This is a genomic window from Thalassospira sp. MBR-102, assembly GCF_040549275.1.
Classification (GTDB): Bacteria; Pseudomonadota; Alphaproteobacteria; order Rhodospirillales; family Thalassospiraceae; genus Thalassospira; species Thalassospira xiamenensis.
In genome coordinates this window covers 93049-107516 of record NZ_JBEPTC010000003.1, presented here as the reverse complement: position 1 = coordinate 107516, position 14468 = coordinate 93049, and the positions used below count along the sequence as shown (strand labels likewise).

At 54.8% G+C, this 14468-nt stretch carries 15 protein-coding genes and 1 tRNA gene; 11 read left to right on the top strand and 5 right to left on the bottom strand.

Annotated elements, in window-relative coordinates:
• Positions 1 to 54: 54 nt before the first annotated feature.
• Both ABIE64_RS07070 and ABIE64_RS07065 read right to left on the bottom strand, forming a co-directional pair.
• On the bottom strand, positions 55 to 255 hold the full coding sequence (locus ABIE64_RS07070) for a heavy-metal-associated domain-containing protein (RefSeq protein WP_007089898.1): 201 nt from the start codon (positions 253 to 255) through the stop codon (positions 55 to 57).
• Between the two features lie 70 nt (positions 256 to 325).
• Complete coding sequence (locus tag ABIE64_RS07065; RefSeq protein WP_354376976.1) at positions 326 to 1006, bottom strand: type 1 glutamine amidotransferase domain-containing protein; 681 nt, start codon at positions 1004 to 1006, stop codon at positions 326 to 328.
• 110 nt (positions 1007 to 1116) lie between these two features.
• Between ABIE64_RS07065 and ABIE64_RS07060 the strand changes: the two genes are divergently transcribed.
• Positions 1117 to 2028: a LysR family transcriptional regulator gene (locus tag ABIE64_RS07060; protein ID WP_354376975.1), complete on the top strand. Its 912-nt coding sequence runs from the start codon at positions 1117 to 1119 to the stop codon at positions 2026 to 2028.
• A 78-nt stretch (positions 2029 to 2106) separates the two neighbouring features.
• Positions 2107 to 2685, top strand: coding sequence for a thymidine kinase (locus tag ABIE64_RS07055; protein WP_341363966.1), 579 nt, complete (start codon positions 2107 to 2109; stop codon positions 2683 to 2685).
• 60 nt (positions 2686 to 2745) lie between these two features.
• Here the strand turns inward: ABIE64_RS07055 and ABIE64_RS07050 are convergent, their stop codons facing one another.
• Positions 2746 to 3372 carry a LysE/ArgO family amino acid transporter gene (locus ABIE64_RS07050; RefSeq protein WP_354376974.1) on the bottom strand — a complete coding sequence of 209 codons (627 nt, stop codon included), beginning with the start codon at positions 3370 to 3372 and terminating at the stop codon, positions 2746 to 2748.
• 283 nt (positions 3373 to 3655) lie between these two features.
• Here ABIE64_RS07050 and ABIE64_RS07045 point away from each other — a divergent pair, with 283 nt between their 5' ends.
• From ABIE64_RS07045 to ABIE64_RS07015, 7 genes are all read left to right on the top strand, one after another.
• The gene (locus ABIE64_RS07045) at positions 3656 to 4555 is read left to right on the top strand and encodes a LysR family transcriptional regulator ArgP (RefSeq protein ID WP_354376973.1); all 900 of its coding nucleotides are present in this window, start codon (positions 3656 to 3658) and stop codon (positions 4553 to 4555) included.
• Between the two features lie 151 nt (positions 4556 to 4706).
• Complete coding sequence (locus ABIE64_RS07040; protein WP_354376972.1) at positions 4707 to 5993, top strand: paraquat-inducible protein A; 1287 nt, start codon at positions 4707 to 4709, stop codon at positions 5991 to 5993.
• Complete coding sequence (locus tag ABIE64_RS07035; protein ID WP_037987548.1) at positions 5990 to 7675, top strand: PqiB family protein; 1686 nt, start codon at positions 5990 to 5992, stop codon at positions 7673 to 7675. Before ABIE64_RS07040 ends, ABIE64_RS07035 begins: the two co-directional genes overlap by 4 nt.
• Positions 7676 to 7683: 8 nt before the next feature.
• Entirely contained in the window at positions 7684 to 8292 is a 609-nt protein-coding gene (locus ABIE64_RS07030) for a PqiC family protein (protein ID WP_278371614.1), read from the top strand.
• Positions 8293 to 8569: 277 nt separating this feature from the next.
• Positions 8570 to 10258 (top strand): hypothetical protein, encoded by a 1689-nt coding sequence (locus tag ABIE64_RS07025; RefSeq protein WP_063092965.1) that lies wholly within the window; start codon positions 8570 to 8572, stop codon positions 10256 to 10258.
• A gap of 165 nt (positions 10259 to 10423) precedes the next feature.
• Positions 10424 to 11464 (top strand): GlxA family transcriptional regulator, encoded by a 1041-nt coding sequence (locus ABIE64_RS07020; RefSeq protein ID WP_083379349.1) that lies wholly within the window; start codon positions 10424 to 10426, stop codon positions 11462 to 11464.
• A gap of 52 nt (positions 11465 to 11516) precedes the next feature.
• Entirely contained in the window at positions 11517 to 12692 is a 1176-nt protein-coding gene (locus tag ABIE64_RS07015) for an MFS transporter (protein ID WP_071240156.1), read from the top strand.
• 146 nt (positions 12693 to 12838) lie between these two features.
• Here the strand turns inward: ABIE64_RS07015 and ABIE64_RS07010 are convergent, their stop codons facing one another.
• A complete protein-coding gene (locus tag ABIE64_RS07010) occupies positions 12839 to 13060 on the bottom strand; it encodes a hypothetical protein (RefSeq protein WP_071240155.1) in 222 nt (73 codons plus the stop codon).
• Positions 13061 to 13347: 287 nt separating this feature from the next.
• On the opposite strand from ABIE64_RS07010, the gene ABIE64_RS07005 reads away from it, so the two are divergent.
• Positions 13348 to 13440 (top strand) — tRNA-Ser (locus ABIE64_RS07005).
• Between the two features lie 150 nt (positions 13441 to 13590).
• The gene (locus tag ABIE64_RS07000) at positions 13591 to 14070 is read left to right on the top strand and encodes a hypothetical protein (protein ID WP_247643563.1); all 480 of its coding nucleotides are present in this window, start codon (positions 13591 to 13593) and stop codon (positions 14068 to 14070) included.
• Between the two features lie 81 nt (positions 14071 to 14151).
• Here the strand turns inward: ABIE64_RS07000 and ABIE64_RS06995 are convergent, their stop codons facing one another.
• The gene (locus tag ABIE64_RS06995; protein WP_007089884.1) at positions 14152 to 14394 is read right to left on the bottom strand and encodes an Lrp/AsnC ligand binding domain-containing protein; all 243 of its coding nucleotides are present in this window, start codon (positions 14392 to 14394) and stop codon (positions 14152 to 14154) included.
• Positions 14395 to 14468 lie beyond the last annotated feature (74 nt).

The window sequence follows — 14468 nt, the reverse complement described above, 5'->3', positions numbered from 1 at the left end:
GAAACGCAAAAGACCGCCCATCTGGGCGGCCTTCCGCGTGGATATCTTGATCGATCAGGCCAGTTCGCGGGCCGGATAACCGGCATCGTCAATGGCGGCGATCAGGGCTGCGACATCGGGATTGCCGGTCACGGTTACTTCACCCTTTGCAAGGTCGATATCGGCTTTTTCAACCCCCGAAACGCCCTCGACAGCTTTGGTAACAGTGGCAGCGCAATGGCCGCAGCTCATTTCATCGACTTTCAGTTTCAGCATTCCGGTTGCTCCGTCAGGTTGGATTCGATAATCCGACTATGGGGCTTCCAGTTGCTGGAAGGTCAAGCGATTATTTACCGAGTAGTTTGACGACCGCGTCGGCGGCCGCATCGCTGGATGCAGGGTTCTGGCCAGTTACCAGTTTGCCATCGACAACCGCATGGGACGCCCAAATGTCAGCGCGTTCATAAAGACCGCCCTGTTTGGTGAATTCGTCCTCGATCAGAAGCGGCACGACCTTTTCAAGGCCGACGGCCTTTTCCTCGTCATTGGTGAAGCCGGTGACTTTTTTGCCCGCCACCAGCGGCTTGCCGTCTTTGGTTTTGGCATTCACGAATGCTGCCGGGCCGTGGCAGACAGCGGCCACCGGTTTGTCCTGTGCGACGAATGCCTCGATCAGTGCGATGGATTTGACATCTGTTGCCAGATCCCAAAGCGGCCCGTGACCGCCGGGATAAAACAGCGCGTCGTAATCATCGGCTTTCAGGCCATCAAGCGTCACGGTATTGGCGAATGCTTTTTGCGCTTCCTCGTCACCTTCAAACCGTTTGGTTGCCTCGGTCAGGGCATCGGGAACCTGACTGTTGGGATCAAGTGGTGGCTGACCGCCCTTGGGGGAAGCCAGCGTGATATCGGCACCGGCATCGCGGAACCGGAAATAGGGGGCGGCAAGTTCTTCCAGCCAGATACCGGTTTTATGGCCGGTATCTCCCATTTTGTCATGCGACGTCACAATCATCAGAATACGCATTGTTTTGGTCCTTGCTATGTGAATAGGATTTGCACCAAGCATAGGATGCTGATCTAATTTGCGCCAGATCGAAGAATCGGACAGATTGTCAAATTAAATGAGCGCATGAAATGTCGGCACTGGATGAAGTTCGGGCGATGATGATTTTCGCCCGTGTGGTCGAGGATGGCGGGTTTTCTGCCGCGGCGCGCAAGATGGGGCTGAGCCGTGCTGCGGTGTCTCATCAGATCAGGCAGCTTGAAGCCAAGCTTGGCGTGCCGCTGCTTCGGCGCAGTACGCGCAATTTCAGTCTGACCGATGCCGGGACGCGTTATTACGACAGTTGCCGGACGATTGCGCTGGAGGCCGAGGCCGCCCGCAAGCGGGTCGAAATCCTGCGTGACGAGCCGGTCGGCAAAATATCGATCACTTCATCGGTGCATCTGGGCACGCTTCGCATCGTGCCGATCCTTGACCGGTTTCGTCAAACCTATCCCGGGGTGGCGATTGATGTTCATCTGTCTGACGAGGTTGTCGATCTGATCGGGCGGGGGATTGATATCGGCATCCGGTCCGGGCCGCTCAAAAGCTCGGAGCTTAAAAGCTTCAAGCTCTATCAGACCCACCGGATCATTGCGGCGTCGTCGGGGTATGTTGCACGGGTGGGCTTGCCCGAAACCCCCGAACAGCTCGCCGATCATGACTGGGTGATGTATAGCCGGGTTCCTGAAACCCTGCGCCTGATCTGCGATGATCAGGAAAAATCCATTCGGGTATCGGGTAGTGTCCGGGTTGATAATGCAACCGCCCGTCTTCAATTCCTGCGCGGCGGGCACGGGCTTGCGGTTGTGCCGTTTTGCGATATTGCCGATGAAATTGAGCGCGGCGATGTCGTGCATGTTCTGCCGAACTGCAAATTGCCCGATCTTGAAGTTTTTGCCGTGTTTCCCGCCGGAGTGACGCGCAGTGCCAAAATCCAGTCGCTGCTTGATTTCATGCGCCGCGAATTGCGTGACATCGATATTGGCCGCAATGGCGGATAACCGTTTTTGGCTGCCGTTGTCATATTGATCAATCCCGATTGATAGGCTATTCCCCAATAACGATTTTCGGGGGAAACCATGGCCAAGCTGTTCTTTTATTATTCGTCGATGAATGCGGGCAAATCGACGACGCTTTTGCAATCCAGCTTCAACTATCAGGAACGCGGCATGCAGACGCTTCTGCTGACCGTGGCGTTTGATGATCGGTTTGGTGTCGGCAAGATCGCATCGCGCATTGGCCTTGAAGCCCCGGCGGTTCTGTTTGACGGCAATACCGACCTGTGCGCCCTGATCGAGGAAAAGCTGGATGAAGGCCGTATTGATTGCGTGTTGGTGGACGAGGCGCAGTTTCTGACCAAGGATCAGGTCTGGCAGCTTTCCGATGTCGCCGACAAGCTTGGCGTGCCGGTGCTGTGCTATGGCATCCGTACCGATTTTCAGGGGCAGCTTTTTGAAGGTTCGAAATGGCTTCTGGCCTGGGCGGACAAGCTAAGCGAACTTAAGACAATCTGTCATTGCGGACGCAAGGCCGGGATGGTTCTGCGCGTTGATGAAAACGGCAATACGGTGCGCGAGGGGGCCCAGGTCGAAATCGGTGGCAATGATCGCTATGTCTCGGTCTGCCGGCAGCATTTCAAGGAAGCGATGGGCAAATAAGCCGCCCGAATCCCTATTTTTCACAAAAAATGTTTAATCACATCGATTATTCATTTTTACTCAGGAATAAGTCAGGGACGTGATTTCCGGTGCGATCAGCGTGTAAGCCACCAGCCACATCACCGCACAGGTGACCCCATCAATGATTTTCCACGTGATCGGCCGCGCCACATAGGGGGCAAGCCACGCCGCCCCAAGGGCGATGGCAAAGAACCACACAAAGCTCGCACTCATCGCCCCAAGCGCAAAGGTTAGCCGTTCGTCGGCGGGGAACTGTCCACCAATCCCGCCCAGCATGATAACGGTATCAAGATAAACATGCGGGTTCAGAAGGGTTACGGCAAGCGTCGTTGTCAGCACAGCCTTCCATCCGGCTTGTTTGACATCGCTTTCTGACAGGGTTTCGGTTTCAAACAGACGCCTGAGCGCTGCAAACCCGTACCAGATCAGGAAGGCCGCACCGCCCCATGCAGCGATTTTGGTTAAGATCGGGTAGGTGGCAACCAGCGTTCCCAGCCCGGCAACACCGGCGGCGATCAGGATGGCATCACATAGCGCGCAGACAAATGCCACCATCACCGGATGGTTGCGACGCAATCCTTGCCCGAGAACAAAGGCATTCTGCGCGCCAATCGCAATGATCAGTCCGCCGCCAAGGCCAAATCCGGTCGCAAAGGTCAGAAGCATTTTTCATCCTGCAAAATCGCTGTTGATGGGGCAGGGATAGCAGTTTTAAGAAATAAGAAAATCGAATTATCATGATATAGTATTAGTAAATTTTATGGCAGGAGTGCGCGAGGCAGCGTATGGCCTGCCCTGGTATCGTTTGGCTCGCAAGCTTGTTTAAGCAGCATGGAAGCATCGTCGTGACGACAGGTGATATACCCTGATGGGGGCGATACATCTTTGGTGGTAGGCGATACATCGATGAAGGGGATGCGTGGCTGGTGGATGAGGCGGGGATAATAAAATGATCGATTACAAACTGTTGCGGGCCAGTGCCGAAGTGATTCGTCATGGCAGTTTCGAAAAGGCGGCGCGTGATCTTGGTCTGACGCAGTCGGCGATATCGCAGCGGGTCAAGTTGCTGGAAGACCGGCTGGGACAGCCTTTGATCATCCGGTCCAAACCGATTGCCGCGACCGATGCCGGAAAGCGGCTTTTGCAGCATTATCAGCGGGTCAGTTTGCTTGAGCAGGAATTATATGAGGAATTACCAAAGCTGCATTCGGCCAACCGGTTTGGCCAGATCGCGATTGCGGTGAATGCCGACAGTCTGGCGACATGGTTTGTCAATGTGCCCAAGAAGCTGTTTGATGAGCTTGACCTGCTGGTGCATCTGACGGTCGAGGACGAGGCACTTAATCACGAGGCACTTCAGGCCGGCACCGTGCTGGGCGCGGTCAGCTTACGGTCTGATCCGATACAGGGATGCCGGGTGCGGCCACTGGGCGCGATGCGTTATATCATGGTGGTGTCGCCGGAATTCCGCGACCGGTATTTTGGCGATGGTGTAACAGCGGATGCGTTGCGATCCTGCCCGGCGGTGAATTTTTCACGCCATGACGAATTGCAAAACCAGTTTTTAAACCGGTATTTCGGATTGGTGCCGGGCGAGTTTCCGGCCCATACTGTGCCAAGTTCACAAGGCTTCGTCACCGTGGCTGAGCAGGGTATTGCCTATGCCGTGGTCGAGGAACATCAGGCGGCAGAAGGTTTGCAGAGTGGACGGTTGGTACAGCCAGGCCCGCATGTGATTGAGCGGCCGCTTTATTGGCATCACTGGAACATGCAGAGCGGGTTGCTGTCGCAGGTGAATGAGATTGTTCTGGGCGAAGCGCGCCATTATTTACCCAAAATCGGGAACTAAACGGTTGGGATCGCGTTTGTTTTCGGGTTTGGCGATATGGCATGCCGACCCATCGGCTTTGCCAATCGGATTTGACAGGGGATGAATTCTGCCACTTACTCATATGACTTCCAGATTGTGCGCTAATACCTTATGGAAACAGGAAGATTGAATGTCGCATCGCCTTGTTGCCTGTGAACATTGCGATTACCTGCATGTCGAAGACGACATTCCACCGGGCTTTGTGGCACGTTGCATCCGGTGTGGGTCGCCCTTGTATCAGGCGCAGAAGGGTACGGTTGAACGGCCTCTGGCCTTTGCCATTACGGCACTTGTCCTGTTTCTGATTGCCAATTCATTTCCGATCTTGACCTTTGCCATGGAAGGACGCACCGAAAGCAATACGTTGCTGAGCGGGGTTGTGACCTTCTGGCAGGAGGGGTTCCCGTTTCTGGCCTTTATGGTCGCGTTGACGTCGATTGCTGCCCCGCTGATGCTGATCGGGGCTTATATCTATGTGCTGGCGCCGCTTTATTTCGGGTTCGTGGTGCCGGGCTTGCGCGCAGTCTGGCGTGTTTTGGCTGTTATTCGGCCCTGGTCGATGCTTGATGTGTTTCTGATCGGACTTCTGGTCGCGCTGACGAAGCTGACGGATTTTGCCGATGTCATTGCGGGGCCAGCCTTTTATGCAGTTTGTTTTCTGATCCCGACGACATTGCTGATGAGCACGACGCTGGATCCAAGGACGATCTGGCGGCGACTGGCGCCGGAAAATTTGCGTTATGCGATGTTAGAGGATCTGGAAGAATTGCGTGCCGGTACCGCGCAGGAAAATGCAACGGGCTGGATGACCTGCGAGACCTGTGCGTTTGTCGTAACGGACAGTGCCGCACGGGAAACCGGGGGCAAATGCCCGCGTTGCGGGACGCATCTGCATCATCGCAAGTCGGGCAGCCTGTCGCGGGCCTGGGCACTGCTGGTGACGGCGGTCGTTTTGTATATCCCGGCCAACATTTTTCCGATCATGACGATCACCTATCTGGGGCGGGCGGAATCCGATACGATCCTTTCCGGGGTGGTGGTGCTGCTGCAATCCGGGCAATGGCCGATTGCCATTGTTGTCTTCACAGCCAGTATCGTAGTGCCGATCATGAAGATTGTGCTGCTGGGCTGGGTTTATGCCGCAACGGGTCTGGGGCTTGCCGGGCCGCTTCGCGAACGGACATTGATCTATCGCGTGACCGAACTGATCGGGCGCTGGTCGATGATCGACGTGTTTATGGTGTCGATACTGGCAGCACTTGTGAAATTGGGTAACATAGCAACCGTTGCACCGGGCTTTGGTGCTGTGGCCTTCTGTGCCGTGGTCATTCTGACCATGCTGTCGGCAATGGCATTTGATCCGCGGCTGATCTGGGATCGGGCGGGAATGCAAAAGGAACAGGGGATGTCATCATGACGGACGACACCAGCCGGAATGCCGGTCAGGGGCAGCCAGGCAGGCCCGATGTGAAAAAGGCATTTCAGAACCTGCCGGTCATCTGGATCGTGCCGATTGTCGCGTTGATCATCGGCGGTTGGCTTTTGTGGCGCGATGCGGCAGCCAAAGGACCAGAAGTTACCGTGACGTTCGAAACGGCCGAGGGACTGACCGCGGGCAAAACCGCCGTGCGGTATCGTGATGTTGATGTCGGACAGGTTACCGAAATCAATCTGAGCGAGGATTTCGGGCATGTGGTTCTGACGATGCGGATGAATTCGGATTTTGAACCCTATCTGACCGATAAAACCAAATTCTGGGTGGTACGCCCGCGCGTTTCCGCACAGGGGATTTCCGGCCTTCAGACCATCGTTTCAGGGGCTTATATCGAAGCGGTTCCAGACAGGTCTGGCCAAGAGGCCCGCGAGTTTACCGGATCGGAAGAACCGGAATATGTGCCTGATGGATCGGACGGAACACGGTTTATCCTGATGGCGGAGGAACTTGGTTCAGTCGCGTCGGGAACGCCGGTTCTTCTGCGCGGGGTAGAGGTTGGCGAGGTCCTTGATACCAATCTGGATTCCGCGGCCGAAAAGGTGTCGATCCCGATCTATGTCCGCAAGCCGTTTGATGGATTGGTCAAGCGCGATACGCGTTTCTGGAATTCCAGCGGCATCAGTCTTGATCTGAATGCGGAAGGCGTATCGGTGCGTGCCCAATCTGTTCGATCAGTTTTGGCCGGTGGCATCAATTTCTATACGCCTGACGAAAGCCTGAATTCGGAAACAGCGAAACCCGATACGGTGTTCCGGTTAAATGACAGCCGTAAACAGGCGGAAATTCTGGCGTATGGCATCACGCAGAAATACATGCTGTATTTTGATTCCTCTGTACGCGGGCTTTCGCCCGGCGCGCCGGTTGAATTCAATGGCATTCGCGTCGGCACGGTCAACAGCGTCAATCTGGAATATGTCGTTCCCAATCAATCGTTCCGGGTGCCTGTTGAAGTGACGCTGGAGCCCGAACGGGTGCAAATGGTCGGCAATCAGGACACCGCCGATGTCGATTATGCGAAGATCATGGATGTTCTGGTCGAACGTGGTTTGCGGGCACGTCTGAAAACCGGGAGCTTTATAACCGGCCAGCTGTTTGTTGATCTGGGCATGTATCCGGTGACACCGCCCCGCTATCTGGGCGATGCGCAGGGGAAAATTCCAGAATTGCCGACATTGCCGCAAAAGATCGATGAGATCAGCAATTCCCTGTCCTCGTTGCTTGAAAAGGTTGAAACATTCCCGATTGAGGAAATCGGCATTCGACTGTTGGGGACTGTCGAGGGGATGGAGAACATTGTTACATCGCCTGCGATCATTGAGAGCATGGATAGCCTGAAACAGGCAGCTGCCGGGGTGAACCAGCTTGTGACGAACCTTGATACCAGCGTGTTGCCAGCCACTCAGAAGGCGCTGGAATCCGCGCAGGTTGCACTTGGCGGTGTACGTGACGTGACATCGCCGAATTCGCCGATCCGCTATAATTTTGAGGAAACTCTGAAAGAGCTCTCGGCGGCAGCCAGGTCGTTGCGGGATCTGGCCGATTTCCTTGAACAAAATCCGAATGCTCTGATCCTGGGCAAACCGGGCCGCCGGGAGGAAGAATGATGCGGGAAATGCAAATCAAACTGAAAACAACGGCGACAATTCGCAAGCGACTGATCGCGGGGGTGTTCTTGGCATCGCTTGGCTTCCTGTCCGCGTGCAGCACACCGGTTCAGGAACGTTATTATCTGTTATCCCCCGACGATGTTGCAGCCCCATCGGGGGCCACCCGAACGGCGGTGATGGGGGTGGGACCGATTACCATCCCAAGCCATCTTGATCGCAGCCAGATTGTGACGCGCAGAAGTGACAACCGGCTGGTGATCAACCAGTTTGATCGCTGGGCCGAGCCGCTGGATGAAAACATTCAGCGGGTGTTGATCGAAAACCTTGACCATCGGTTGAGCCCGCAGCGGATCGAGACATTCCCGTGGAACTCGCGCGACGGGGTTGTCTGGCAGATCGTGGTCGATCTGGGACAGTTCGAACGTCAGCCGGACGGTTCGGTGCAGATCGCAGCGCGCTGGAAAATTGTCAATTTCAATTCGGGTGAAACCGCCGTATCCGAACGGTTTACCGATTCCGTGGTTCCCAAGGATACAACAACCGAGGCAACGGTTGCAGCCATGAGTGTCCTTTTGGGACGGCTTAGTGATTCTATTGCCCGGTCGTATCGCTGAGTTCTCGTCAAAGCAGAACTTGGATAGGGTCCTTAAATCAATGTATATGCATCTATGGTTGTGTTGATGGCGTCGCATGTGTTGTGGATTGCGTTTTCTGTCGCGCAATACGGGGATTTTTGGGCTCATTTGAGAAGTTCGAATTCGCCCTATTGTTTTCAGCATCAGAATTGCCTTATAAAGAAGTATAAATATAAAAAAAACGGGACACGCGCCTGACTGAGAAATGGCATGCAAATGCCGCCCCAAACAGGAAGTTAGGGAGCCAGTGCGCGTTATGTCGGATACGACGTTTGAAGTACGAGTCCAGCGTGGGGAACGCTGGATCATTCATTCGACCTTTGATGTCGAGAAAGAGGCGGTTAACGAAGCTGAGAAGCTTTTAAAGACCAAGATCTCTGCGGTTCGGGTTGTTCGTGATTGGGAACGCGCCGACGGTCGTCATATTGAAAAGGTCCTTCTGGAAAAACAGGGTGCTGGTGAAGACGACGACAAGGATGTTCGTGTCTCAGCCATTGAAGATGCGCCGCTTTGTGATTCCGATAACGACCTGTTGCAGTCGGAAAGCCGCGCGACGATCAATCGTCTGCTACGCAAATATTTCGAACAGGAAATCCTGACACCTTGCGAGGTGATGTATAATTACCAGAACCTGCGCAAATTGATGTTCCATGATACATTGATGCCGACCGCAGTCGACAAGGTGGCCGGCATTCATGCCAAGGCGACCGACGGCGACCATATTGAGGCCATGAACAAGCTGCATGGCGCAATTGAACAGTTGGCAGCCCGTGCGCGCGAGGTTGAAAAGGTCGACCTGCCGGCGTTTGAAGATGCGACCATTTCCGAAGTCCGTGATGAAATTCGCCGTCTGAACCTTGCGGAAGACACCGACTTCCTGACGATGGTTGCGCTTACGCGCGTTCTATCATCAAGCCGCAACTGGGTGGGTAAGCTTGATCTGGCGCTGAAGGTCAAGGGGGACGAGAAAGACGAGGCAGCGCGTAAGCTGCTTGACGATGTTATTGCCGATATCCTTGGATCGCCGGTGGCGCTGAAAGAACTGCTTGGCAGTTCGCGAAGCTTTGGCGACGCGGTTATCCTGCATATTGATCTGGCGATGGGGCGTGCACACGGCAATCGCGGGGCGGCGGATGATATTCTTGAACTGCTTAACCCGCTGTTCGGGTCGGGATTGCTTTCGACATCGCAGGATGCGCTGTTTGACTATATCGTTCGCGAGTTGCGCAGTGCAAACAGCCTGACCCGTCATGAAGGGGATCATGATCCGCTGGTCGGTATTCTGGATCGTCTGATTAGTGAGAAGGGGGTCGTTTACGGCGCACCGATGGTAACGGCCATTGCCGAGCGTGGCGCACGTCTGCGAAATGTTGGCGGCCCACGGGCATTGATTGACGGTGTTGCAGAAATCAACGGCCGCATGGGGCCGAATTGCCGCAAGATGGCCTGGCTTCTGGCGGTTGTTAATTCGGGGATTGTCGAGGATTTTGGCGAAGAAGTTTTCGACATGCTGATGGATACGGTCAAGGATATGCGGGCATTGCGCGCTTTCTGCGACAGTGAAGCCAAACCGCGCGACAAGATGGCGACGGTCACGGTGATGAATGATGCGCTTCAGGCATCGAACCTTTCCGACGAGCAGAAACAACGCATTGGTGACAAGCTGGACGAGGGACTGGCCGATTATCTGGTGCGTGAAAAGGTGATCGAGCGGATCGACAATCCGTCGCTTCATCTGCGCAAACGCGCCTATATGCTGGTGCAATTCTGTTCGAGTGGCGTTCTGATCGAAGGCAAATCGGCATCGATGGCGCGAAAAAGGGTCGTCGGATATTTGAAGCAGCCCAATTTCACCGACAAGCTGGTTGATGACATCAAGGACATGACGGCCAAGGAAGGCACGATTCGTGACTTCTATGCCCTGCTGCAGCGAAGCGGTTTTTAGGGGGGGCTGAACCCGTGTTTGGTGGGGAGACGCAGTAAAAACTGCGAAGAGACACACCCCGCGAAGATTGTTGCAGCATATGCTGTGGCAAGATTCGTGGGGTGTTTGTCATTGTTGCCATTCGTTTCGTGAGGCATGCTGCATTCCTGAATAAAGGGGATCGCCATGCCAGAGCGCATTACCAACACCACAAGCATCAGAATGATTGCCTGTTTTGCCTTTGACGATGTCATGAGTCTTGATGTTGTCGGGCCCTTACAGGTTTTTGCATCCGCCAATGCCGAACTGGAGCGGCAGGGGCGTGAACGCGGCTATGAGGTGCTGGTGATTGCCGATGCGGCAGGGCCAGTGCCGACATCGGGCGGTTTCAGGCTGTATGCCGATCTGGATTGGCGGGAGTTGGAGCTGCAAGCGACCGATACGGTGCTGATTGCCGGGGGCGATGGTGTCAATCGGGTGCGCGAGCGGCGGGATATACTGGATTGGCTGGTACAGGTCGAAATGTGCGTGCCAAGGCTTGGTTCGGTCTGTTCCGGAGCGTTGATCCTTGCCGAGGCAGGATTGTTGGACGGGCGTCTGGCAACCACGCATTGGTCGCGATGTGATGAGATGCGCAAATGTTTCCCCAAGGTCGATGTAACCGAAGATCGTTTGTACAGTTATGATGCGCAGGGCCTGGATGGTGATCCACATATCTTTACCTCAGCCGGGGTGACGGCGGGTATTGATCTGGCGCTAGCACTGGTGGAGGCGGATCACGGGCGGGTAATTGCTCTTGCCGTAGCACGACGTCTGGTGATGTTCTTAAAACGGCCGGGCGGGCAGGCACAGTTTTCTGCCTATCTGACACCCGCCATCGGAACCACGGCACAGCTTGCCGGATTGCTGGAATGGATACCGGGCAATCTGGATGGTGATCTGTCGCTGGAAGTTCTGGCAAATCGTGCGGGGATGTCAGCACGGACATTTTCACGGGTATTCACCCGTGATCTGGGCATGACACCGGCACGTTATGTTGAACGGGTCCGGATCGAAGCCGCGCGTGCCCTTTTGCATGATGATGGCATGACGGTGACGCGTGTGGCGCGGCTTTGCGGTTTTGGCCATCCGGAAACCCTGCGCCGGGCCTTTCAACGCCATTTATCTGTCAGTCCGCAGGAATACGCTGATCGTTTCGGACGAAGGCCGGTGGCCGTTCCGGTTTAGGTGAACGGCGAAGATATTTTCGTAATCATCTGTTTTTATTGGAGTTGGCAACATGCTGTTACTGACCAATGGATCAGTGCGTCTGCTATTTATTGCCCAGGCATTGTACTGGTCCTGTTCGCTGATCGGGATAACCCTGACATCACTGATCGGGATTGATCTGGCACCGATGGCGGAACTGGCGACCCTGCCATTGGCCTTGCTGGTTGTGGGCAATCTGGTTTGTGTGCATCCGCTGTCGATGATCATGCAGCATTATGGCAGGCGCACGGGATTGTTTCTGGGAGCGGCGAGCGGCGTGGTTGGCGGTGCTGTCGTGGCGGGTGGTGTGTATCAGGCGGAATTTTTGCTGGTGTGTCTGGGCACGTTTTTGATTGGCGGATATCAGGCATCGGCAATGTATTACCGTTATACCGCCCTTGAGGCGGTCCGAGATGATCAGAAAGGTCGTGCGGCGGCACTTGTGGTTGGTGGCGGTGTTCTGGCGGCGCTGATCGCGCCGGAAATTGCCAGCTATACGCGTAACATGGTCGCGATTCCATTTGCCGGATCGTATCTGGCATTGGCCGGGTTGGCGACCATCGCAGCCCTGATCATGTTGATGTTGCGTGATGGCGGGGTTCCTGCAAAAACGCGCACCGGTGGTGCGGTCATGCTGGAACTGTTGCGCCGTCCAAGGTTGCGCGGGGCGATTGCCATCAGTGCGGCGGGGCATGGCATCATGATCCTTGTGATGACGGCAACACCGCTTGCCATGAAGTTTTGCGGGTTTGATGTTGATACGGCGGCGAATATTATTCGCTGGCACATTATCGGCATGTTTTTACCGGCCTTTGTCGCCGGCCCGATGATTGACCGGTTTGGCGCGCGTTTGATGGCGGTGGTCGGCGCGCTGGCGCTGGTGTTCAGTGTGGTCTTTGCCGTGTCGGGGATCAGTTTTTCGGCGTTTCTCATCAGTTCGTTTTTGCTTGGGATCGGTTGGAACCTGATGCTTCTGGCGGGGACGACTCTTTTGGGCGAGGGGCATGACGCATCGGAACGCGGCCATGCGCAAAGCCTGATGGAGCTTGGCAACAGCATTACCGGAACCGTGGCATCGCTGGTGGCAGGTGCGCTGATTGCCGGGGCGGGGTGGAACATCATCAATTTCGGTGTTTTGCCGGTGCTTCTGGTTGCCATTTTCCTGATGTGGGCTGGGGGCCGCAAACCGGTGACGCAAGGCGTATGACGTACATAAAGAAACCGCCGGTCAAACGACCGGCGGTTCGAGTTGCAGGGCGAACGGGGAGTGTCGCCCCGGCGCGATCTCGTATCGCGTGGTGTCACGGGCGGGAATGACCGCGCCGCTGTATCCGGGCAATAAAAAACCGGCCCTCAGGCCGGTTGTGCATTCATTGTCGGGCTGTGGGCCGCGACGAATTCCTTGATCTTTTGCAGGACAAATTCACGAGATGAGTTTTCACGGGTGCGAAACAGCACTTCGCCATCATGAATGACAAGACCGAGATAGACCGGGCTTGTGTGGCCTTCCTTGCTGAGTTTCAGGGCGCGAAGGGTATGACCGTTGTCATCCGTGCTCTGATAGATGGTGCGCATGATGCTTTAACCTGCTTTCTGTCTCTGACGGGTTCAAACCGGAAAAAGAAGCTTACAGTGCCCTTATGACAGCCAAGTTTTTCGCTGCGATGACAGCAATATGATGGTTTGAAGACTCTTTTGATCCTCAACCGCAAAAGGCAATGGCAAAGCCCTTCAAAAAGCTGGTGGTTTCATTCGCCCGATTTGATAAAAGAAAACGACCAGATCGCCTGTTTCCGGCATTGACATGGGATGATGCGATGTTTAAGAAAGGCGTCGTTCCGCACGGAACAGCAAAGAGATAAGGGCAAGTGGCCGAGTGGCTGAAGGCGCTCCCCTGCTAAGGGAGTATGGGGTCAAAAGCCCCATCGAGGGTTCGAATCCCTCCTTGTCCGCCATTGATCAAAGCACCCCAAAACGGGTGCTTTTTTCTTTTGAGCCGGGAATAAAACAATCATTTCAAACGTTATCGTATCAGGCGGGCTCGCTAATGGCGTTCTCGAACATCATCTATGATGGATCAGCTTTAATAATCCGACGAGGTTGCGATGATGTATTTCGATCCGTTCAAGTCCATCGCCAAACCATTGTTACTTGCGGGTTCGACCTTGCTGGCAGTGATGGTTCTGACGGCAACGGCGGCAGCGAGCAAACCGGCTGCTGCGCCAGTTTACGAAATCGCGCAATCGGGTGGTTTTAGCCAAGAAGAACGGCGTATCATTTATGACGTGCTTGATGCGGTTGACCGCAATATTGGCGATGACGAAAATCGAGGCAAAGGTGGCAAGAGCAAGGACAACGGCAACGGCAACGGCCAAGACGGATTGCCACCAGGCATTGCCATGAAGCTTGAGCGCGGCGGCACCTTACCCCCGGGGATTGCCAAGCGCGATCTTCCGGCGGATTTGCAGTCGCGTCTGCCATATCGTTCGGATGCCATTCGCCAGATTGTCGGCAATGATGTGGTCCTGATTGAAAAGGGGACCGATATCATCCTTGATGTGATCCGCGATGTGGTGCGCAACTAGCATCAGATGCGGTACCGACAAAAAACGCGGCGAAAATCTCACCGCGTTTTTTGTTAGTATATCTTTTATCTTTGCAGAAAATCAGGTGAAAGCGTTGAAGGTAATGATTGTCTGGGTGTCCTTGATATGGGGCAGCAGATGGATTTTTTCGTTCACATAGCGCCCGATATCCTGCCCGTCCTCGATATAGACCTTGACCAGCAGTTCGAACGGGCCGGAGATCGAATAGACTTCCGAGACCCCTTCGATTTCCTCGACCAGTGCTGTGGCAACGTCATAGGCTTTGCCCAGATCGCATTTCACGAAAATGAAAAAGGGATGCATCGGTGCGGCTCCGGTATTTGGGGATAAAAATTATGCCCCAAGCTATCGCGGTGCGGCGGTGGTTTCAATCATTA